Consider the following 20,647-nt stretch of genomic DNA (forward strand, 5'->3'; position numbering starts at 1 on the left):
ACGTCGCCGAAGTAGAGCGAAGGTCTGCTTCCAGCGCTCGACTGCCGCGCGGTCGGCCATGAAGCGGGGAATCCGTCGAGATTTCCGTCCTCCGCGGTGGTCGGTCAGCGGGCCGCCGGCATGGGGCCGGACACCTTGGCGAGCACATGGTCGACCAGGCCCAGCAGCACGTCCCGACAGTCGACGCGTTCCCGGGCGTCGAACACGCACACCGGCGATGTCGCGGGAAGGGCGAGAGCACCACGGATCTGTTCGATGCTGTGGTGCGGCCGGCCCTCGAAAATCACGGGGGTCGCGGTGGACGACGTGGCCGGCGTGGAAGCCAAGACGACCACGACCGTCGCACTCGACTTCGGCCGCATCACGCTCAGCCCCGACCTGGTGCTGTACCTGTTCGGCACACCCGGCCAGCAGCGCTTCTGGTTCATGTGGAACGACCTGGCGGTCGGGGCCATCGGCGGGGTGGTGCTGGTGGACCGCGCTGAGTGTCCGTTCCCGGGCGGCAGCGTCGATCATGTCGCCGAACGGCTTGGCGACGGCCAGGTTGGCGGTCATTTCGGCACGCAGGCCGAAGCCCTGGGACAGCACGCGGGCGCTGCTGGTGGCCCACAGGCCGCCCAGGGCCACGCTCGGAACCAGGGCGAGCAGCAGCAGCGAGGCTCGGATGGACCTGAGGCGCTGGAGGAGAGGAATCCGTGACGGCATCGGCGTCCTGTGGGGCATGGAAACGAATTCACAAACGGATGCCTGGATTCCGTTTTTGTGGTGGTGTCGAGGATGTTAGGTGACCTCTGGGAAAGAGTCGGTAAAGTCTGAGATTTTTCGTGAACGTCATGACGACCGGCTGTCGCGCGTTCGCCACGAATAGGGCATAAGAGTAGGTCAGGGACGTTCTGTCAACGGCCGTCGAGAGGCGCGGCCGGGGAGGGGTCGGCCTTGGCGGGGGGTGCCTCTATGTCCTTCGTCAAGGCGGTCCTGTCGGGTTTGGGGTGATTCGTTCTTAAAGGGGTCATGCGGCGAGCTCGACGTCCGCGGGCGTGCGGGATTCTTAGAAGGTGCCGTCTCGGAGCATGGCGAACAGGACGCTGATGCGTTGACGGGCGAGGCGCAGGAGTGAAGCTTCCCCGTGATCTTGGACACTCGTTGGTTATGCCGCGAGGGCGTGTTGGTGCCGCTGCCTGGTCTCGGCCGGGGTGAGGTAGCCGAAGGTCTTGTGCTTGCGTAGGCGGCGGCGGTTGTAGAAGGCCTCGATGAAGGTGAAGACCTCGGCGCGGGCGCGGGCGCGGGCCCGGTCGGGCCAGATGCGGGTGCCGATCTCTTCCTTGAGCAGGGCCCAGAAACTCTCCGCGGCCGCGTTGTCGAAGCATGATCCGGTGCGTCCGCAGCTGTTCCGCAGTCTCAACTCCCGTTTTCTTGTGCTGAATTGGGTAGAGGTGTATTCGCTGCCGCGGTCACTGTGGATCACACAGCCGGGCTCCAGGTTCCCTCGGCCGTAGGTCATGTCGAGGGCGTCCACGACGAGTTCGGCGCGGTGGTGATCGGCCATGGCATAACCGACGACCTCGCGGGTGGCCAGGTCCAGCCGGCAGGCGAGGTGGAGCCAGCCCTCGGCAGTGGGCAGGTAGGTGATGTCGCCGACCAGCTTGATCCCGGGCCGCTCGGCGTGGAAGTCGCGGCCGATCAGGTCCGGGGCCGGCTTCGCCTTCTTGTCGGGCCGGGTCAACGAGCGGTGCTTGCGCCGGGTGACGCCTCGGATGTCGCGCTCGCGCATCACGCGGGCGATGCACTTGCGGTTCACCCGCCGCCCCAGACGCCGCAGTTCGGCGTGGATGCGCGGGACACCGTAGGTGCGGCGGCGGCCCGCCGGGCATGGCGGGCGGCCTCGCCCTCGCGCCACGCGTAGTAGGAGGAGCGGGCGACGTGCAGCACCCGGCACAACAGAACGATCGGGTAGTTCGCCTTCTCCGCACGGATGAACCGGCACACCTCGCTCACCGGTCGTTGTCCTTCACGAAGAAGGCGGTCGCTTTTTTCAGGATCTCGATCGTCTGCTGCTGCTCGCGGTTCTCCCGCCGCAGCCGCTTGAGCTCCTCGCGCTCGGCGCTGCTCAATTCGCCGGCAGTGCCCTCGCCCTGCTCCGCCTTCGCCTTGCGGTACCAGCCGCGCAGGGACTCGGAGCTGATGCCGAGTTCCCGGGCCACCGCCGTGACCGTCTTGCCCGAGGAGTCGACGATCGCGATTGCGTCCCGTTTGAACTCTTCGCCGCTTCGTGTACTTGCTTCCCACCTGGTGCTACTTCCTCTGGAACCTCAGATCCCAGTCTCCAGGTGTCCACGATCAAGGGGAAGGTTCACCGACAGGCTTCCCCTGCGCGAGGACATCCCCCACCCGCAGGAGTCACTTGTCCCCTGGGGAACCACCTCGTCTCCATGCTCCTGCTGAGGCTCCTCTCTGCCCGGCCGTTGATCGGCTCGCGGTCTACGTGACCAGCGTCGGGTCTGCTGCAGTATGCGAAGGCGGCCGAATGGAGTCGGACCCGGGCGTCGTCGAGCGCATCGAGCAGACTGTCTGACCCCAATAGCGACGAAGCCCCCGTCCGGAGTGCTTAAGGGCGGGAAGTCGTCTTGCGTAGCGATCAAGGTAGCCACACAAGCGCCCTCCCTACACGTTCGTGCAGGTCATTGCGCCGCCGTGACTCTCCCCGGCGTACAGCCCGACTCGTCTGCCGCTCTGCATTTCCGCAGGTCAGAGGCCATGTTTACTGACTGGGCAGACTCTCGGGGTCGAATCCGGGGCACATCTGAGCTGTAGGCATGGCCTTTTCTGTCGACTGCCCACGCGGCATATCAGGGCATTTCGGGTGTCAAATGTGGTCCAGTGCCATTCTGGAGGAGACATTTCGGATGCTGAGGCACTCGGAAGTACATGTACGAGGTGTCCTCTTGTCTGTCTACTCTGGCCGAACTTGAGCACCGATGGAGGTAGGTCCTCCGGGGTCGCCCTGCAGGGGGAGGCTCCAAACCACCGCAGGCTGCGCCGGTTAAGTGCCGGGGTGGTGAGCGCTGCGGAAAAGGCGCGGCAGTGAGCGCGTCAGGTATAGGTCAGGAAGGCGAGCGCGAGCGAACCGCTGATGACGTGTCGTAGATTTTCTCATGGGCGTCGAAACCGGGGCATGATCTGGGCTCCGGGGCAAGTCCGGGGGGAGCCTGCCGACTGCCCGGACGGATGATCCTCCACCACCTCTCCGGGCTGCGACTGCGGGTCGGCGGCGCCACCGACCCGCCCACCATCGTCATCAGCCGGGGCGTCCAGCTCCATCTCCTTGGCCTCCTCGGCCTGGAACCGACACATCCCCGCTGGCCAGAGACCTGAACGAGCTACCCGCGAAGTACGGATCTAGCGGTGCTCCGTCACCTCTCGACCGCCACCGGCGACGCTTCCCTCATGCATGGTGAACCTGAACGGCCCACGCCCGACACATCACCGGTCCCGTCCCCGGACCAGCTTCCGCTCCTGCTGGCCTGTGCGCTCTTCACCCTGGACGCCACGTCGACCGCTGCACGTCTCCTGGGACTCTCCCCGCACCCCGGTCCGTCCCATGATTCCTCGTCGTACGCCCGCGCCCTCGGCGTGTGAACGGGACCGGCCGCACCACCCAGCCAGCGGACACACGCGCGAGACTGCTGCCCAATTTCTGATCACGGCAGCGCCGCGCAACTGCGCGCGACGGTCTCCGTCGAGCGTGGGTCGCGGTCGACCGGCACTCGACCCAACGTCTAAGCGCCTCGGCGATGTTAGTCGCAATGCCACGAGAAAAGGAGCAGTAATGGCGACTTTCACCCTGACTGACCTGGAGGAGTACGTACGGCGGGGCGCGGGCGAGGATGACGCGCTCGACCTGGGCGGCGAGCACTCCGAGACCTCGTTCGCCAACCTTGGCTACGACTCGATCGCGATCATGGAGATCATGCTGCTGGTCGAGCACGATCTCGGGATAAAGCTGCCGGAGGAGCAGGCGGACAAGAACGCGACCCCGGAGCAGTTCGTCGAACTGGTGAACGGGCTACTGGGTGAGACGGTCCAGCCGTAGACCTTCCCGGGCCCGGTAGTCGGGCGCATGAGCGCCTGAGCGCTGCTCATGGTGCTCACCGCACTCGGTCCAGTAGGCAGGGAGCGCACCCCGTACGTATGAGTCGTCAGAGCGTGAGCGCTGAGCCGACAGACAGGCCGACGAGGAGACCTGCATGTACAACACAACCCACGAGCAACGCTTCGACAACGACACTCCGGCGGCACCCGAGCAGCTGAGCCTGCTCTCCCAGATCCTCAACCGGGAGACGTTCAGCATCCTGGGCACCGAGGTGTTCGTCGGTCACGCCTGGCGCTGCTGGGATGTGGGCGCCGGGGACGGCTCGGTCGCCCGCTGGCTGGCCGCCAGGGTGGGAACGAATGGGCATGTGGTGGCCAGTGACCTCAAACCGCAGCACGTACCCGCCCACCCGCGGATCGAGGCGATCAGTCACGACCTCACCCGCGACCCCTGGCCGGAGCCGAAGTTCGATCTGATCCACGCTCGGCTGCTGCTGATGCACCTGGCCGACAGGGAGGCCATCGCGGTGAAGTTGGCCGCGCACCTGCGGCCAGGCGGCACGTTGGTGCTCACCGACTGGTATTGCGGTTGCGCTGTCGAAAGCCTGATCAAGTCGCCGGTCGACGAATACAAGGCACGCATCTTGCAGGAATACCACGAAGGCGTGCACAAGCTCGGCGACGAGACAAATATGGATTTCAGCTGGGGGGCGCGTACCGCGGACGTGCTCTCCGCTGCCGGCTACGAGGACGTCACTGTGCGGGATTTCCAGGCGTCGGGGCAGGGTGGAGAACCCACCGCGGTACTCGCCCGGCTGCACACCAGCATGCTGGAGCCCTATCTGCTGAGCCAGACCAGCCTGACCGCGACCGATCTGGATGTCATCCGGGAAACGCTGATGGACCCCGCATTCGAGATGCTGACGAACCACACGTACACGACCATCGTGCGAGCGCCGAAATGAGCCAACGGTAGTTCGTCGACCGCTGGCGTCCAGCGTTCAGCACGTGGTTCTCGACCGCCGAAGCGCGCCGGGCAGTCCTGACCCTGCCAGAAGGCACTGTACGTTCCCTCAAACTACACATCGAGTTGCGCCCAGTTCCCCCGACGGGCCCGATGACGGAGGCCTTGCATGTCCAGCGAATTCAGCGCAGAGGAGTTGCGGCAGCGTGAAGTACCGCTCCGGCACCCGGACCGCCTCTACATAGCCGGGCGCTGGGTGGCGCCGGCCACGACGGAGTCGGCAATCCCGATCATCGACCCCGCGACGCAGGAGCTCTACTACCGCGTCGCCGAGGCCGGCGCGGACGACATGTCCCAGGCCGTCGCCGCCGCGCGCCATGCCTTCGACCACTCCGAGTGGCCGCTGCTGGCACCGGCCGAACGGGCGGAGTGGCTCCGGAAGATCGGCGCGGGCCTGCGCCGCCGGGCAGCCGATCTGAGCCTGTTGTGGACGCGCCAGGTCGGCGTCCCGTACAAGTTCACCGCAGGCTCCATGGAGCGGGTCGGCGTGCATTACGACCTCTTCGCCAACATGGCCGCAGACTTCCCCTTCGAGACCCGGCACCAGCCGCTGCGAGGCGAGTTCGGCACCTTGGTGCGCGAGCCGATCGGGGTCGTCGGCGCGATCATCGCTTGGAACACACCCATGTTCCTGGCCGCCTACAAGGTCGCCCCGGCCTTGCTGGCCGGTTGCACCGTGGTCCTGGAGGCCGCCCCGGAGGCGCCTGGCGAGGCGTACGTGCTGGCCGAGGTCGCCGACGAGATCGGACTGCCCGCTGGAGTCCTCAACGTGCTGACCGCCGGTCGCGAGGTTTCCGAGCTCCTGGTCCGCGACCCGCGAGTGGACAAGATCGCCTTCACCGGCTCGACCGCCGTGGGCCGGCGAATCGCGGGCATCTGCGGCGACCGGATAGCCCGGTACACCCTGGAGTTGGGCGGCAAATCCCCGGCCGTCGTCTTCGACGACTACGATCTGGAGACCGCTGCCAAGACGCTTGCCGCCGAGGGGTGCATTCTCAGCGGTCAGGTGTGCGCGGCGCTGACCCGCGTCATCGTCAGCCGCCACCGCCACGATGCCCTCGCGCAGGCCCTTGGCGAACACTACGGCGCGGTCCGGATCGGCGACCCCTTCGACCCGGAGACCCAGCTCGGCCCACTCGCCATGGAACGCCAGCGGGACCAGGTGGAGAGCTACATTGCCAAGGGCGTGGCCGAGGGCGCCGAGCTCGTCACCGGCGGAGGCCGCCCGGACGAATTCGAACGCGGCTTCTACCTCCAGCCCACCGTCTTCGCGAACGTCGACAACCAGTCGATCATCGCGCAGGAGGAGATCTTCGGACCCGTCCTGAGCGTCATCCCCGCTGACGACGAAGAACACGCGGTCGAGCTGGCCAACGAGACCATATACGGCCTCAACGCAACGGTGTTCACGAACGACGTCGACCGCGCCCTCCACGCCGCCCGCCGCTTGCGGTCAGGCACTGTCGGGCACAACGCTTCCCGCATGGACCCCCGTATGGGCTTCGGCGGTTTCAAACAGTCCGGCGTCGGACGCGAGGGCGGCCTTGACTGCCTGCTGGGCTACACGGAAGCCAAGACGGTGATCCTCGACGGCCTTCCGACCGGGTACGAACCGCTCGGCTGACGATTCCCCCTCGTCCGCCACATGAGAAGACTGCATCCCTCGGGCACGCTCGGCGTGCCCGAGGGATATGTGTGCCCGCCCGATGTCGGGCCGGACCGTCCCCCACAGTCGCAGATCCCTGCACGGACGGGTCTTCAGCAGAGCGAAGTCCCGCCTCTTGTCCTGGAGCGGGACTCGCAAGGTCGATCAGAGGACTTCAGCTCGTCCGGCACGATGCCGACGGCGTCCCGCAGGCTGCGCAGGGTCAGGTCCCGCACGTCGTGCCCGTCCACGGTGACGGAACCGCAGCGAGAACCTGTCGAGCACGTCCGGGCCGTCGCCATAGCCAAAGGTGACGTCGTCAAACTGGACGTCGCCGAGCACCCCGGTCAGCTCCAGCGCCCCGGGGGCGTCCACGATCTCCGACTCGGAGTCCAGTACCTGATACAGGCGCTTGGCCGCGGCCGACGACCGCTGTCCCAACATGATGAGGCTGGAGCATCAGGAGGTACGCGTTGAAGGCCAGGATCGCGCCGATGGCCAGCTGGCCCTCAATGATGAGGTGTCCGCCGTACAGCAGCACGATGGTGATACTGACGCGGGGCAGGTTTTGTACCACCGGTGTCCACCGCGCCCGCAGATCGGCGTCCTTCGCCTTCCCAAGACCACAGCCCCAGCGCCGAACTCCCGGCTCACCGCCTCCCCACGGAAGAGCCGCACCCGTCCGAGGTTGCACCGCCGCGCAGGCCGACAGTCGGCGACCGGTCGCCACCCCTTCCACAGGAGGAATCAATCCTCGGGGGAGCTCGGGGGGTGGGAACTGTTGCCGCGCCACGGACCCTCGCAGGGTTCGTTTCGAGGTCGCCCGAGCTTGTGTCCTTGCCTTCGACGTTGGAACGACGCTGAATCAATGGCCGAAGGCGCCGATCGAGCGGCCGTCAGGGGATTCCGGCCAGGGGTCCCGGGCCGGTGCTCGAAGGGTTCTCGACGCGCGGTCGAACGGCGGCGGACATCGTCCGACGTGACGGTTCCGGACGCTACGACGCTTGTGAGGTGTCTTGTTGTGTCGAGTACGCAGCAGCGGGTTGACCACAGCATGTCCATCAACGCCGACTTCGAGACGGTGTTCGACCTGGTCGCGGATGTCGAGCGCTGGCCGCAGTTCCATCTGTCCTCCGTGCACGCGCAGGTAGTCCACGCCAACGAGAAGGGGGAACTGGTCCAGCACTGGTCGCTGGCCGGCGACTGCGCCGTCCGCACCTGGCGGACCGTGCGCCGCACCGACCGCCCGGGACGCCGTATCACCTTCACGTACATGGACGTCGACGCGCCCGCCACCGGGATCCGAGGCGAGTGGGTGTTCACCGAACTGGCGCAGAACCGGACCCGGGTCGAGCTGCACCACGTCGTCGAGGCGCCGGCCGACGCCGACCTCGGCCCGCTGCTGGACCGGATCAACCTGGACAGCGAGGAACACCTCGCCACTCTGCGCGACACGGCGGAACGACGTGCCGAACTGGACGAGCTCGTCGTGTCCTTCACCGACCCGCTGTTCATCGCCGGTTCCGTCGAGGACGCCTACGACTATCTCTACCGGGCGGACCTGTGGCCCGAGCGCATCCCGCACGTGGTGGGGCTCGCCATGACCGAGGACGTGCCGAACGTCCAGTTCTTCGACATGGACACCAAGGGTCCGGACGGCAGTACGCACACCGTCCGTTCGGTACGGATCTGCCTGCCGCCCAACCTGATCGTGTACAAGCAGATCTCGCTGCCCGCGATGCTGGACGCGCACACCGGCCACTGGCGGTTCACCGAGGCGCCGGAAGGCGTTGTCGCCGAAGCCCGGCACACCAGCACGATCAAGCGCTCGGCACTGCCACTGCTCGGCGGCGCGACGACGATCGGTGAAGCGCGCCGGTACCTGCGGCGTCTGCTGAGCGGCAACAGCATGAGCAACCTCCGCCTTGCCAAGACGTTTGCGGAGGAACGTGCAGGGTTCTGAACGGGGCGTGCACCAGCCTCCGCGTGACCTCGCAACAGCGCGAGTGGCGCTGAACTGCCCGGCCGGACCGCGATCTGCCGTAACGGCACAACATCATCCAGGCCGGGGCGAACGAACAGACAACCGTCGAGTCAGGAGGGGCCATGGCCAAGGAGACGACCGCCAGAGGCGGAGGAGTGTGGGCAGCCGCGGATCTGGTGACCCCGATGGCTGTCCGGGTGGCGGCGACGTTGCGGTTGGCCGACCACATCGCCGCGGGCACCCGGACGACCGAGGCGCTGGCCGAGGCCGTACACGCCGATCGGGATGCGCTGGGGCGACTGCTGGACCATTTGGTCACCGCCGGCGTGCTGTCGAGCACGGGGCCCGCCGCCTACGACCTGACGGCCATGGGCCACTACCTGTGTGAGGGGGAGCCTGAAGGAATGCGCTCCGTGCTCGACATCGAAGGTGCCCTGGGGCACGCCGAATTGAGTCTCGTCCATCTTCTGCACACGGTCCGCACCGGCGAGCCCGCGTTCCCGCAGCAGTACGGCGTGGCGTTCTGGGACGATCTGTCGGCCAACGATGCGCGCGCCGAGTCGTTCGACGCGTTGATGGGCGCCAGGCTGGCGGCGCACGCGCCCGCCGTGGCCGGGGCGTATCCGTGGGGAACGCTACGTCATGTCGTCGATGTCGGCGGTGGCGACGGCAGCATGCTGATCACCATCCTCCAGGCCCATCCCGACCTGCGGGGGACGGTCGTAGACCTGCCCGGCCCCGTGCGCCGTGCCGGGAAAGCCATCGCCGCGGCCGGTCTCGACCACCGGGCCAACGCCGTGGCCGGCAGTTTCTTCGACGCTCTTCCCACTGGGGCGGACGGCTATCTGCTGTCGAGCATCCTGCACAACTGGGACGACGCGGCGGCCGCCCGCATCATGCGACGCTGCGCTGACGCGGCGTCGAGGACGGGAAGTGTGCTCGTCGTGGACTACTTCAACGACCAGAGTGTGCAGACAGAAGGCGACCTGCGCATGCTCGGTTACTTCGGCGGCCGGCAGCACACCATTGAGCAACTGGGTGAACTGGCCGGAGCCGTCGGCCTTCAGATCGCCTCGATCATGCCGGCCGGTCGTTACTCCATCGTCGAACTTCGCGCGCCTCGCTGAGTGACCGCGCGCGTCGAAGGCGAGCTGCTGTCGGTGCGTCCAGTCGGCCGAGCGCGATCAGTTGTGCTCGGCGATCGTCGAGAACCGGGCTTCGATGCCGTCCAGGATGATCGCCAGCCCGCTCTCGAACCGTTCGTCGGTCCCACCGATCTCGGACACCTGGACCATCCGGCTCAGATACGGGAACTCACCGGTCGCCAGCAGGGACTTGAGGTACGGCTCCATGCGCAGCCGCCAGGCATGCCGATCGACGCCGGACTGGTTCACGGACGCCCGCTCGGTCAATTCGGCCTGCACGGCACCGCTGACCCAGGAGTGAAGCAGGTTGAGTACGTCAACCGTGTCATCCATACCCAGATTGCAGCCGCCGAGAAGGGCGAGATCGCGTTCCATGCCGCGCATGAAATTGGGGCCCATGATCGGGCGGGTGGCGAGGAGCGGAGCAAGCCAGGGATGCCGCAGGAAGATCTGCCGACGGCGGCGTGCCAAGGTCGTCAGGTCCGCGCGGAGATCGCCGGTCGGCTCCTGCGGCTCGAAGCCGGTCGCCGCGTCGATCATCACGGTGTACAGGTCTTCCTTGGTCGGCAGGTATCGGTAGAGGGTCATCGCACCGGTGCCGAGTTTCCTGGCGATATTCCGTACTGAGGCGGCTTCGATGCCTTCGGAGTCCGCGATCTCGATCGCCACCGCGGCGATCTGCCCACGACTGTGCGTCGGCGCCGGGCCCCGCGCGGGCTTTTCCGGTCGCATCCAGATGATTGGTTTCGAGTCCGACACGACAGCCATCCTACGCGTTCGACGCCACTTGCGTACGGCGTACTCAGTTAGCTATCTTGAAACCGCGTACGCCGTACTCGGTCAGGGGTTGATGCATGGAAGACGCGATCATGTACACCGAGGGTTTGAGGAAACGGTTCGGGGACATCACCGCGCTGGACGGCTTGGACCTGGCGGTGCCGCGGCATACTGTCTACGGCCTGCTCGGTCCGAACGGCGCGGGCAAGAGCACCACCGTGCGGATCCTGAGCACCCTGACCAGACCCAGCGGCGGGCAGGCCGTCGTAGCGGGGTTCGATGTGGCCCGGGAGCCGGGGGAAGTCCGCAAGGTGATCGGGCTGGCCGGTCAGGACGCCTCGCTCGACGACAAACTGACGGGCCGTGAGAACCTGCGGATCTTCGGCCGCCTGTCGCGGCTGGGCTCGCGCGGCGCCCGACAGCGCGCGGACGAACTGCTGGAACGGGTTGGCCTTGCACACGCCGGCGACCGGCTGGTCGGCAGCTATTCCGGTGGCATGCGCCGCCGGATTCACCTGCTTGCCGGCCTGCTGCGCGCTCCCGAGGTGCTCTTCCTCGACGAGCCGACCACCGGGCTCGCCCCCCGGAGTCGCTTTGAGATCTGGGAGAGCGTCCGCCAACTGGTGGCCGACGGCACCACGGTCCTGCTCACCACCCAGTGTCTGGAGGAGGTGGACCAACTCGCCTCGGCGGTCGGCGTGCTGGACCACGGCCAGCTGATCGCCGAAGGCGGCCCGGCACAACTCAAATCTCAGATCGGCAGTCATATCGACGTCGTGGTGGAATCCACGGACCATCTACCGAGTGTCATGGCATTGCTGGAAAGGCTCACCGGCCGGCGCCCGGAGGCGGACGGATCGCACATCGTCGTCGCCGCGGTGGATCTGGTGCCGCCCCTGCCGCGGATCGTTCGTGAACTCGACGCGTCCGGCGCGGTGATCCGGCACGTCGGGATTCGTGAGCCGAGCCTGGATGACGTCTTCCTGTCTCTGACCGGCAAGCATATTGAATCGGCGGAACCGGTCGAGGCGCCGGAGGCAGTGGCGTGAATCTCTTGGCCGACGGCTGGATCCTGACCCAGCGACAGCTCCTCCGGCTGCGCCACGAGCCCGGCACCCTGCTCACCATGCTGGTGATGCCGACCGTGTTCGTGGTGCTGTTCGGGTTCGTGTTCGGCAGTGCGACCGGCGTACCGGGCACATCGAACTACCGCGAGTACATGATGCCCGGAGTGTTCGTGACGACCGCCGGAACCGCCCTGTCCACGGCCATGGTGGAGGTGGCGACGGACCAGACGCGCGGGGTGATGGACCGCCTGCGTTCGTTGCCGACCCATCGCCTGTCCGTGCCCCTCGGCCAGAGCGGCGCGGAGGGGATCGTCGGGGCTTATGGATTAGCGGTCCTGATGGTGTACGGGCTTGTCGTCGGCTGGCGGCCACACAACGGCGTCTTGTCGACGCTGGCCGGCATCGGCTTGCTTCTGCTGTTCCGTTACACGTTGGCGTGGGTCGGCACCTACCTTGGACTGGTGGTGCGTTCGGCACGGACCGCGGCCGGCCTGGCACCGCTGACGCTGCCGCTCACCATGGTGTCCAACGCGTTTGTGCCCACCGACCGGATGCCGGCCTGGCCGCGGGTGATCTGCGAGTGGAACCCTCTCAGCTCGACGGCGACGGCGGCGCGGAAGCTGTTCGGCAATCCCGGTGCTCCCGGGCCGGACGCCGCATGGCCACTGACCCATCCGGTGACCGCGAGCCTGCTGTGGGCCGGCCTGCTGTTGGTGATCTTCGTGCCACTGTCGGCGCGCCGCTTCGCCCGTGCCGGACTGTAGCTCCGTGCGCACAGCCCAATTCCCAATTCCCAATTCCCTGGGCTGCGGCAGGAAGTCGCGGGAATTTCGACATCGAATAAAGGAGGACGGTGATGGACGGACCACCGACGCCAGACAAGGTCGCACGAATTCAGAATCTCGATGGGTGCGATGTACCCATGATGGTACTGCTGATCTCAGTTTCGGAGGGACAATCATGCGTGTCGTGATCGTCGGGGGTGGCACCGTCGGGCTGTGCACCGCCGTCTTCCTTGCCCGCCAAGGGGTTTCGGTCCACGTGCTGGAGAGCCGGGCACAGGTCAACGACCACCCGAGGGCGTTCGGCATCACCGACCGGTCGGCGGAGATCCTGCGCGAGGCAGGTATCGAAATCCAGACGGATAATCTCGTCAGGGGCTTGATGACGGGGTCGAGTCTGGCCGAACTGACCACCGTCACGTCCAAGTTCGAGCCGCCGGAGATCGGCTCGGCGAAGTTGGGCAGCTGCCCGCAGGACCGGGTCGACCAGGCCGCGCTGGCGCGGCTGCGGGAGCTGGGCGGCCAGGTGGACTTCAGCAGTGAGGTGGTTGCCGTAGCAGATGGCAGCGTCACCACAGCGGATGGCAGGACCGTCACGGCGGACTACGTGATCGCCGCGGACGGAGTCCGCAGCACGATCCGCGAGCTGCTCGGCATCGGCGTGACCGGCCCGGGAGCAATTGGCACATCACACATGCTCAACGTGTTGTTCCGCGCCGAACTGCCGACCCCGCCGTTCTCCATGACGTTCCTGCGCAACGAGCGGGCGTCCGGAATCCTGCTCAAGGTCGACGACACCGGCCGCTGGGTTTTCCACATTCCGAACGGCGATCCGAACACACCCATCGAGCAGATCCAGCAGAAGATCAGGGACGCCACCGGCGTCACCGACATCGAGCCGGAGATCATGAGCCTGTTGCCCTGGTCGTCAACGGCACGTGTAGCCGACAAGTTCAGGCAGGGTGACGTTTTCCTCGTCGGCGACGCGGCACATGTGGTGCCGCCGGTCGGCGGTCTCGGACTCAACGTAGGTATCGCCGACGGCCACAACCTGGCGTGGAAACTGGCCGCCGGTGGTGATGCCCTGCTCGACACCTACGAGGCCGAGCGCCGGCCGGTCGCGCTGTTCACCATGCGACAGACTGTGCTCCGCGCCCAGAACCGTGACCTGCACTGGGACAACGATGCGAGCCGGGCCGCCGACCGGGCGGCCGTCGGCATGGCCGGCATCATGATCCCCGTGGTCGGTTATCGGTACGACTCGCGCGCGGTGATCGACCCGGAACCGCTGTCGGACATGGAAAATCTCGCACTGGACGGCGCACCGGGTAGCCGCCTGCCACACCGGTGGCTTCCGGATGGACGGTCCACCGTCGACCTTGTGGACGGCTTCACGCTGATCACCGGGACCGCAGCCGACCACTGGCTGGATGCCGCGAGGGAACTGGGAATCGCGGTTCACGCGGTCGAAGGGTGGGCCGAGGCAGCCAACATCAAGGAGGACGGCGCTGTGCTCGTCCGTCCTGACGGCTTCGTCGGCTGGCGTACGGCCACCACGCGAGACGCTGCAGCGACCAGCACACAGCAGCTGCGGGACGTTCTCGACCGGATCCTGTGCCGACAGCACCCGAGCGGCCTGGAACAGGGAGCATGACACCGGATCCGGACATGTGGCATGCGGTCGGCGCCGACGTGGTCGGTGCCGGCCGCATGCCGCTCTCGTAACCGACCCGGGTTCGCTGTTCGAGCCGGGGCGGCAGTGGACGGTGCGGGGCGGTGCGCTTGGTCCTCGGGTGAAGACCGTTCCCGGTCGGCTGAGCCTCATCGAGGACTTCGCGTCCGGCGCGGCTGTCTGGCCGACGTGGCTTGCCGTGGTCCGAACCCGCCGTGCTCGGGCCGGTGGCCTCCGCCCCGCACATGCGGAAATACGCCCGGGATTCGAGCAGTTGGCCGCAGCTGCAACGCCGGGACGCCGGGACGCCGGACGCCGGCGGACAGGCGATCGTGGACATCGACGGCGCCCTCGCCCTGGTGTACCCCGAGAGGCGCGACGCCACCGCGACGTGAGAGAAGCCCTTCGGCCGGAGCTGCCGGCCTGGATGCCGAGGCTCGCGCTGACCGGCGCCGCCGCACTGGACCCAGAAGCGATCGCAGGCGGCCCCCTCCCGCTTCGCGCCTGCCGGGCCTTCGGAAAGCGGGCTTCACACGGCGCGCGGCGACCATGTGGCCGTAGCACAGTGTGCGCCTGGGTCGAACCACACACGAACTCGCCTCGAACCGATGCCGCGAACATCGGCGCACAGCGATTCCTTGACCACCGACCTTGAGTAGAGCCAGATGCCGAGTGTCACCACCGTCCAGCTCGACAATCTGAAGATGTGCACGCTTGCTGCGCCGGTTCGCGGAAGTACCCAGCGCCATGGTGAAGGCCGGGCCGGAATCGATGAGGTCCGAGTGGGACGCGAGGCCGGTCACGAACCGAGTACCGAGGCAGAGGAGGCGGACGATGGATTTCGGCGAGGATCCTTATCCCGAGTACGCGTGGTTGCGCGCGGAAGAGCCGGTCCGGCAGGTGATGGAAGGCCAGGGCCTTTACGGATTGCTGGTGACCCGGTACGAGGACGTGCGTAGGCTGCTGTCCGATCCCAGGATGAGCAAGGACCCACGCAACGCACCGCTCGACTGGCAGGAGGCGGGCAAGGGGCGGCCGCTGGAGGACCGGACCGGCCTCGGGACACACCTGCTCACCACTGATGCGCCCGAACACACGCGGCTGCGTCGGCTGGTCTCGACCGCTTTCACCGCCCGCCGTGTCGAGGGCCTCCGGGGCCAGGTGCAGCGGATCACGGACGGGCTTCTCGACGAGATCGTGCCGAGAGGACGCGTCGACCTGGTCACCGAGTTCGCGTTCCCGTTGGCGATCACGGTCATCTGCGAGCTGCTGGGCGTGCCCTCGGCGGATCAGGATGTGTTCCGCCGGTGGACGAAGGACTTCCGCCAGTGGACGAACACCACCGGCTCCGCCCAGACCGACAGCGGGAACGCGCGGCCGGTCGGACTGCGCGACCTCCTCGGGTACCTCACCGAGCTGGTCGCGAGGCGCCGAGACGAGCCGGCCGACGGCCTGGTCGACGCGCTGATCGCGGCCAGGGACGACGGCGACCGGCTGAATGAGACCGAGCTGCTGTCGATGATGGCCCTGCTGTTGGTCGGGGGCTTCGAGACGACCGTCAATCTGATCGGGAACGGCACGCTCGCCCTCCTGCGCAACCCCGACCAACTCGCGCTGCTGCGCGAGCAACCGCATCTCGTGGATTCGGCCCTGGAGGAGATGATCCGGTACGACGGGTCGTTCGAGACGGCGACGTGGCGGTTCCCGCTCGAGCCCATAGAGGTCGCGGGTACCCGCATCGAAAAAGGCCACCCGGTGCTCCTGTCGCTGGCCTCGGCCAACCGGGACCAGGAGAAGTTCATGAAACCGGACCATTTCGACGTCACCCGGTCGGACAACGGGCACGTGGGATTCGGACGTGGTGCGCACTTCTGCCTCGGCGCTCCGCTGGCCAGGCTGGAGGGCCGGATCGCGTTCGACGGGCTGCTGCGCAGGCTGCCCGGTCTCGCATTGGCCGTACCGCCGGAGCAACTGCGGTGGCAGCGGAGCCTCACGATCCGGGGATTGGAAACACTGCCGGTCACCTTCGACGCCTGACCTGGCATCGGATATTCCGCTCACTCGCCAGCCGCTATCAGGAAAGAGACTCACATGCCAAATGCTGCATTCAGCGTGCGAACGGTGAGGGCACGATGAATCGCCGGATCGCCATTACCGGCGTCGGCGTACGTGCCCCAGGCGGTGCGAACGCCAAGGAGTTCTGGGAGCTGATCTCGTCGGGCACCTCGGCCATTCGCACCATCTCGCTGTTCGACGCGTCCGGGTACCGCTCTCAGATCGCGGGCGAGTGCGACTTCGACCCGGTCGCGGAGGGCCTCTCCACGCAGGAAATCCGGCGGATGGACCGAAGCGCGCAGCTGGCCGTCGCCGCGACCAAGGAAGCGGTTGCGGACGCCGACCTCGACATGGACAAGATCAACCCGCATCGCACCGGGGTCACCGTCGGCAGCGCCATCGGCGGCACGATGAGCTTGGACCGGGAGTACAACGTACTGTCCGACGGCGGCCGCAAGTGGCTCCTCGATCACGAGTACGCGGTGCCACACATGTACAACTACCTGGTCCCGACGTCGATCGCCGCCGACGTGGCCTGGACGGCCGGGGCGGAAGGTCCTGTCTCGCTGGTGTCCACGGGGTGTACCGCGGGCATCGAGTCGGTCTCCCACGCGGCGCAACTGATTCGCGAAGGCGCCGCTGACGTGATGCTGGCTGGTGGCGCGGATGCGTCCATCTCACCGATCTGCGTCGCCTGCTTCGACGCGATCAAGGCGACGACGCCTCGTAACGACGAACCGGACACCGCGTCCCGTCCGTTCGACCGTACCCGGAACGGGTTCGTGCTCGCCGAAGGCAGCGCGATGCTGGTGCTGGAAGAGCTGAACCACGCCCTGGAACGTGGCGCGCACATCTACGCGGAGATCGGAGGATGGGGCGTGCGCGCGAACGCGTACCACATGACCGGACTCCGGACAGAGGGTTCCGAACTGGCCCAGGCCATCGAGGTGGCGCTGCGGATGGCCGAGCGCACACCCGAGCAGGTGGACTATGTGAACGCGCATGGCTCCGGTACGAAACAGAACGACAGGCACGAGACCGATGCGTTCAAGCGCAGTCTTGGCGACCACGCCTACCGGACGCCGGTGAGTTCGATCAAGTCCATGATCGGACATTCGTTGGGCGCGATCGGCTCGATCGAGATCGCGGCATGCGCGTTGGCCATCGAAGGCGGTCTGATTCCGCCGACAGCCAACCTGCATGAGCCCGACCCGGAGCTGGGCCTCGATTATGTGCCGCTGACAGCACGGCCGGCGGATCTGCGCACGGTGCTCAAGGTCGGCAGCGGGTTCGGTGGTTTCCAGAGCGCCATGGTGCTGACCAAGAGGGGTTCCGATGAGTAGGACAGTCCCAGGGCGTGACACCGGTACAGCGTCGGCACTCCATCGCGCGGTGATCACCGGTATCGGGGTGGTCGCGCCGAACGGGTTCGACGCCGATGAATACTGGGACGCCGTCCTTCACGGGCGTGGTGGCATAGACCGGATCACCCGATTCGATCCGGCGCAGTACCCGGCCAAGCTGGCGGGTGAGGTGCCCGACTACGACGTCCACAAGTACGTCCCGGGTCGGCTGGTGCCGCAGACCGATCAGGCCACCCGGCTGGTGTTGATCGCGACGGACGCTGCGGTCAGGGACTCCGCCCTTGAGTTGGCCGCCGTCCCGGAAGATCAGGTCGGTATCGTCACCGGCCTCTCCGCCGGCGGGCTTGAGTACAGCCAGCGCGAGTTGGAGAAACTCCGGAGCCTCGGCAGCAATCATGTGAGCGCCTATCTCTCGTTTTCCTGGTTCTACGCGGTGAACACGGGGCAGATCTCCATCCGGCACGGGCTGCACGGTCCCGGCGGGGTCTTGACCGGAAATACGAGCGGGCTGGACGCCATCGCCCAGGCCCGGCGATACGTGGGCGAGGGCCTGCCGGTTGTGATGTGCGGTGCGGTGGAAAGCGCGATGTGTCCGCTCGGGTGGGCGATCGAGCTGACCACCGGCCGGATGAGCACCGTGGCCGACAAGACGCAGGCCTACCTGCCGTTCGACGCCGCCGCGTCCGGCTACGTGCCTGGTGAAGGCGGTGCCATGGTCGTTGTCGAGGAGGCCGAACACGCAAGTGGTCGAGGGGTTCGGCCTTACGGCGAAATCGCCGGGTACGCCACCACCTTCGATCCGCGGCCCGGTTCGGCACGGGAGCCCGGGCTCCGCCGGGCGATCGAGTCCGCGCTGTCGGACGCCGGCGTGACGCCGGCCGACGTCGACGTGGTGTTCGCGGACGCGGCCGGAGTCGGCGAGCTCGACCGCGCTGAAGCCGCTGCCGTCACCGGCGTGTTCGGTCCACGAGCCGTTCCGGTGACCGCGCCGAAAACGATGACCGGCCGACTGTATTCCGGCGGCCCGGCGCTCGACGTGGCCACAGCGTCGTTGAGTATGCGGCACGGCGTCATTCCGCCCATGATCAATGTGACCGATCCCGTCCAGTGCGATGAGCTTGACCTGGTACTCGGCCGGCCGAGGGAAACGACCGTGTCCACCGCTTTGGTACTGGCCCGCAGCGGTGGCATCAACTCCGCGATGGTGTTGACGGCGGCGTAGCAGACGCCGGTACCGCGGCCGCGGGATCCAGAAGAGGATCCCGCGGCCGCGGCGTGGACATGTCGGCTCGGCATCGCCTGGTTCACGGCTTGGCGATGATCTCCAGGACGCCGACCGTCCAGGTGAAGCCGGCGCCGACGCCGGCCAGCAGGCAGGTCTGACCGGGCTCGAGGGCGCCCTCGGAGACGAGGTGGGCCAGCCCGGCGAACTGGTCGCCCGCGCCGAGATGCCCGACCTGCCGCCCCCAGGACCAGGTGGATCGCTGCGGGTCGATGCCGAACGGGTCGAAGTACTGCGCCCGCATCCGGGTCCGGCCCAAATTCGGCAACACATACCATTCGATGTCCCTGAATTTCACGTCCGCTTGGGCACAGGCCCGGTCGAACGCCTCCCGTTGACCCGCCTCGATGCGGTTGAGCAAGGCCTCCACCCCGAGCTCGCGCACCAGGGAGTCGCTGTTCAAGTCGACCGGCGATCCTGCGGCCAGCGGCGCCTCGCTGAACCGCTCACCCCGGCTGCCGTGCTCCAGTCCGGAGTCGGACACCGAGACGAGCCCGCGGAGCTTGGCGAATCCGGTGCGGGTCGACAACACCACGGCGGTACCGCCGTCGCCGCAGATGGTGCTCGGGTCGCTGAGCCACCGGTCGAAGCCGGGCAGGCAGAACCGGTCGGCCGTGGTGACCAAGGCGGTCGGCCGATCGCCGGCACGCAGGTAGCCTGCGGCGAGTTCCAGAGCGATCATGCCGCCGTTGGACATCTGGCGGACCTCGACGGCCGGACAGGAGCCACCGCCGGAGAACCGCTGGATGTACGACGCTGGTGGCCACATGTCGTGGCCTTGGTGGTACGCGCAGGCGTGCAGCAGCAGGTGGAGGTCCGCCGGCTCGGCCTTGGCGCGTGCGAGCGCGTCCCGTGCCGCCAGCACCGCCATCTCCGGCGCCGACTTGTCCGCCGAGACGCATACCGATTCGATGCCGGTGTTCCAGACCCGCGCCCGGTCGGCGAGGCCGGCTCGTTCCGCCTCGTCGAGTGTCATGCGCTCGGGCAGCCACGAACTCGCGGCGGCGATGTAGAGTTCGTCGCTCATTCTCGTCCTCCCACGGATTGAATCAGTTACCCGCATCCGGTCATGGTCGTCATGTCCGGCGGAGGCTCGTTCGAGGCCCAGGCGAGGCCTTGGCGAATTGCCGCTCACTGACGCTTCTCGTCGAGATCGGCTCGCCGCGGAAGGTCCCATTCTTCCTGAGTCTGAATGATCGCGTGTCACCGTCGATCGGAACTCGATGGGGTGTCGAAGCATCCCAGCAATGTTTGTTTTCGACGGCACGAGACGAAGGGGGCACCAATGGCGACGTTCACTCAGGCGGACCTGGTGAAGTACATACGTCAGGCGGCAGGCGAGGACGACGGGTCGACCGGGACGGCGACATTGCCGAGATCACGGCGGCGGCAGCGACGCGGCCTCCGCCGTGAGCGTCTGGACTCTGTCCGCCGCACGTACTGGCTCGAGCGGTCGCCGTAGGTAAGACGGAGGTAAGACGGAGGTAAGGCCATCGCGTACCCCGGGGCGGAATCCAGCTGTTCTCCCCGGGTGTTGCGCTGTGGCCTTATCTGTGAATCCTTTCACTAACCTTGTCAGGTGGTGCTGTAGCGGACTACCGTATGCCGCATGCCGGCGAACATATGGGGGAGTCAATGGCAGTTGGTGCGGCGCGGATGCCAGCGGGAATCCGAAATGCGAGTTTTGCGGTCGCTAATACCGTAAAGGTGCAGGCGAGCATCTCCATCCGGGTCTGTCGCGGCGAAAGACGGATAAAATCC

Annotated in this window: 19 protein-coding genes and 2 pseudogenes; 15 read left to right on the top strand and 6 right to left on the bottom strand. The window is 67.0% G+C overall.

Annotated features, from left to right (window positions below; all coding sequences use genetic code 11):
* Positions 1 to 104 precede the first annotated feature (104 nt).
* Positions 105 to 287, bottom strand: a complete 183-nt coding sequence (locus tag ACWC09_RS48140) for a hypothetical protein (protein ID WP_450858182.1) — start codon at positions 285 to 287, stop codon at positions 105 to 107.
* A 1-nt stretch (position 288) separates the two neighbouring features.
* Here ACWC09_RS48140 and ACWC09_RS48145 point away from each other — a divergent pair.
* Positions 289 to 477 (top strand): annotated as a pseudogene (locus tag ACWC09_RS48145) (ATP/GTP-binding protein); the annotation flags it as partial.
* A 670-nt stretch (positions 478 to 1,147) separates the two neighbouring features.
* On the opposite strand, the gene ACWC09_RS48150 reads toward ACWC09_RS48145, so the two are convergent.
* From ACWC09_RS48150 to ACWC09_RS48160, 3 genes and pseudogenes are all read right to left on the bottom strand, one after another.
* The gene (locus ACWC09_RS48150; protein WP_450858148.1) at positions 1,148 to 1,798 is read right to left on the bottom strand and encodes an IS3 family transposase; all 651 of its coding nucleotides are present in this window, start codon (positions 1,796 to 1,798) and stop codon (positions 1,148 to 1,150) included.
* Positions 1,795 to 1,995, bottom strand: a complete 201-nt coding sequence (locus ACWC09_RS48155) for a hypothetical protein (RefSeq protein ID WP_450858150.1) — start codon at positions 1,993 to 1,995, stop codon at positions 1,795 to 1,797. The genes ACWC09_RS48150 and ACWC09_RS48155 overlap by 4 nt, the downstream gene beginning before the upstream one ends.
* A pseudogene (locus ACWC09_RS48160) lies at positions 1,992 to 2,249 on the bottom strand (transposase); the annotation flags it as partial. The pseudogene ACWC09_RS48160 and the gene ACWC09_RS48155, both read right to left, overlap by 4 nt.
* A 976-nt stretch (positions 2,250 to 3,225) precedes the next feature.
* Here ACWC09_RS48160 and ACWC09_RS48165 point away from each other — a divergent pair.
* From ACWC09_RS48165 to ACWC09_RS48195, 7 genes are all read left to right on the top strand, one after another.
* Entirely contained in the window at positions 3,226 to 3,372 is a 147-nt protein-coding gene (locus ACWC09_RS48165; RefSeq protein WP_450858152.1) for a hypothetical protein, read from the top strand.
* A 72-nt stretch (positions 3,373 to 3,444) separates the two neighbouring features.
* Entirely contained in the window at positions 3,445 to 3,636 is a 192-nt protein-coding gene (locus tag ACWC09_RS48170) for a hypothetical protein (RefSeq protein ID WP_450858153.1), read from the top strand.
* Positions 3,637 to 3,826: 190 nt separating this feature from the next.
* On the top strand, positions 3,827 to 4,090 hold the full coding sequence (locus ACWC09_RS48175) for a phosphopantetheine-binding protein (RefSeq protein WP_450858154.1): 264 nt from the start codon (positions 3,827 to 3,829) through the stop codon (positions 4,088 to 4,090).
* A 154-nt stretch (positions 4,091 to 4,244) separates the two neighbouring features.
* On the top strand, positions 4,245 to 5,054 hold the full coding sequence (locus ACWC09_RS48180) for a class I SAM-dependent methyltransferase (protein WP_450858156.1): 810 nt from the start codon (positions 4,245 to 4,247) through the stop codon (positions 5,052 to 5,054).
* A 168-nt stretch (positions 5,055 to 5,222) separates the two neighbouring features.
* The gene (locus tag ACWC09_RS48185; protein WP_450858157.1) at positions 5,223 to 6,737 is read left to right on the top strand and encodes an aldehyde dehydrogenase; all 1,515 of its coding nucleotides are present in this window, start codon (positions 5,223 to 5,225) and stop codon (positions 6,735 to 6,737) included.
* Between the two features lie 1,042 nt (positions 6,738 to 7,779).
* Positions 7,780 to 8,721: an aromatase/cyclase gene (locus ACWC09_RS48190; RefSeq protein WP_450858159.1), complete on the top strand. Its 942-nt coding sequence runs from the start codon at positions 7,780 to 7,782 to the stop codon at positions 8,719 to 8,721.
* Positions 8,722 to 8,864: 143 nt separating this feature from the next.
* Positions 8,865 to 9,869 (top strand): methyltransferase, encoded by a 1,005-nt coding sequence (locus ACWC09_RS48195; protein WP_450858160.1) that lies wholly within the window; start codon positions 8,865 to 8,867, stop codon positions 9,867 to 9,869.
* Between the two features lie 57 nt (positions 9,870 to 9,926).
* Here ACWC09_RS48195 and ACWC09_RS48200 read toward each other — a convergent pair whose 3' ends face one another.
* Positions 9,927 to 10,556 carry a TetR/AcrR family transcriptional regulator gene (locus ACWC09_RS48200; RefSeq protein WP_450858161.1) on the bottom strand — a complete coding sequence of 210 codons (630 nt, stop codon included), beginning with the start codon at positions 10,554 to 10,556 and terminating at the stop codon, positions 9,927 to 9,929.
* Between the two features lie 185 nt (positions 10,557 to 10,741).
* Between ACWC09_RS48200 and ACWC09_RS48205 the strand changes: the two genes are divergently transcribed.
* The 7 genes from ACWC09_RS48205 to ACWC09_RS48235 all read left to right on the top strand — a co-directional run bounded on the left by ACWC09_RS48205 (position 10,742) and on the right by ACWC09_RS48235 (position 18,826).
* Entirely contained in the window at positions 10,742 to 11,713 is a 972-nt protein-coding gene (locus ACWC09_RS48205) for an ATP-binding cassette domain-containing protein (RefSeq protein ID WP_450858163.1), read from the top strand.
* Complete coding sequence (locus tag ACWC09_RS48210) at positions 11,710 to 12,495, top strand: ABC transporter permease (RefSeq protein WP_450858164.1); 786 nt, start codon at positions 11,710 to 11,712, stop codon at positions 12,493 to 12,495. Before ACWC09_RS48205 ends, ACWC09_RS48210 begins: the two co-directional genes overlap by 4 nt.
* Positions 12,496 to 12,691: 196 nt before the next feature.
* The gene (locus ACWC09_RS48215; protein WP_450858166.1) at positions 12,692 to 14,167 is read left to right on the top strand and encodes an FAD-dependent oxidoreductase; all 1,476 of its coding nucleotides are present in this window, start codon (positions 12,692 to 12,694) and stop codon (positions 14,165 to 14,167) included.
* Positions 14,168 to 14,400: 233 nt separating this feature from the next.
* The gene (locus tag ACWC09_RS48220) at positions 14,401 to 14,580 is read left to right on the top strand and encodes a hypothetical protein (RefSeq protein WP_450858168.1); all 180 of its coding nucleotides are present in this window, start codon (positions 14,401 to 14,403) and stop codon (positions 14,578 to 14,580) included.
* Between the two features lie 439 nt (positions 14,581 to 15,019).
* A complete protein-coding gene (locus ACWC09_RS48225) occupies positions 15,020 to 16,222 on the top strand; it encodes a cytochrome P450 family protein (protein ID WP_450858170.1) in 1,203 nt (400 codons plus the stop codon).
* Between the two features lie 95 nt (positions 16,223 to 16,317).
* Entirely contained in the window at positions 16,318 to 17,583 is a 1,266-nt protein-coding gene (locus tag ACWC09_RS48230) for a beta-ketoacyl-[acyl-carrier-protein] synthase family protein (protein WP_450858172.1), read from the top strand.
* The gene (locus ACWC09_RS48235) at positions 17,576 to 18,826 is read left to right on the top strand and encodes a ketosynthase chain-length factor (RefSeq protein ID WP_450858174.1); all 1,251 of its coding nucleotides are present in this window, start codon (positions 17,576 to 17,578) and stop codon (positions 18,824 to 18,826) included. Before ACWC09_RS48230 ends, ACWC09_RS48235 begins: the two co-directional genes overlap by 8 nt.
* A gap of 82 nt (positions 18,827 to 18,908) precedes the next feature.
* Here ACWC09_RS48235 and ACWC09_RS48240 read toward each other — a convergent pair whose 3' ends face one another.
* Positions 18,909 to 19,913 (bottom strand): ketoacyl-ACP synthase III family protein, encoded by a 1,005-nt coding sequence (locus ACWC09_RS48240; RefSeq protein ID WP_450858175.1) that lies wholly within the window; start codon positions 19,911 to 19,913, stop codon positions 18,909 to 18,911.
* Between the last annotated feature and the right edge of the window lie 734 nt (positions 19,914 to 20,647).

This window comes from Streptomyces sp. NPDC001617 (genome assembly GCF_053596855.1).

Excerpts from the sequence above, each read along its gene's own strand:
- ACWC09_RS48165 (WP_450858152.1), top strand. The coding sequence starts at position 3,226 with ATGATCCTCCACCACCTCTCCGGGCTGCGACTGCGGGTCGGCGGCGCC.
- ACWC09_RS48170 (WP_450858153.1), top strand. The coding sequence starts at position 3,445 with ATGCATGGTGAACCTGAACGGCCCACGCCCGACACATCACCGGTCCCG.
- ACWC09_RS48175 (WP_450858154.1), top strand. The coding sequence starts at position 3,827 with ATGGCGACTTTCACCCTGACTGACCTGGAGGAGTACGTACGGCGGGGC.
- ACWC09_RS48180 (WP_450858156.1), top strand. The coding sequence starts at position 4,245 with ATGTACAACACAACCCACGAGCAACGCTTCGACAACGACACTCCGGCG.
- ACWC09_RS48185 (WP_450858157.1), top strand. The coding sequence starts at position 5,223 with ATGTCCAGCGAATTCAGCGCAGAGGAGTTGCGGCAGCGTGAAGTACCG.
- ACWC09_RS48195 (WP_450858160.1), top strand. The coding sequence starts at position 8,865 with ATGGCCAAGGAGACGACCGCCAGAGGCGGAGGAGTGTGGGCAGCCGCG.
- ACWC09_RS48205 (WP_450858163.1), top strand. The coding sequence starts at position 10,742 with ATGGAAGACGCGATCATGTACACCGAGGGTTTGAGGAAACGGTTCGGG.
- ACWC09_RS48215 (WP_450858166.1), top strand. The coding sequence starts at position 12,692 with ATGCGTGTCGTGATCGTCGGGGGTGGCACCGTCGGGCTGTGCACCGCC.
- ACWC09_RS48225 (WP_450858170.1), top strand. The coding sequence starts at position 15,020 with ATGGATTTCGGCGAGGATCCTTATCCCGAGTACGCGTGGTTGCGCGCG.
- ACWC09_RS48230 (WP_450858172.1), top strand. The coding sequence starts at position 16,318 with ATGAATCGCCGGATCGCCATTACCGGCGTCGGCGTACGTGCCCCAGGC.
- ACWC09_RS48235 (WP_450858174.1), top strand. The coding sequence starts at position 17,576 with ATGAGTAGGACAGTCCCAGGGCGTGACACCGGTACAGCGTCGGCACTC.
- ACWC09_RS48240 (WP_450858175.1), bottom strand. The coding sequence starts at position 19,913 with ATGAGCGACGAACTCTACATCGCCGCCGCGAGTTCGTGGCTGCCCGAG.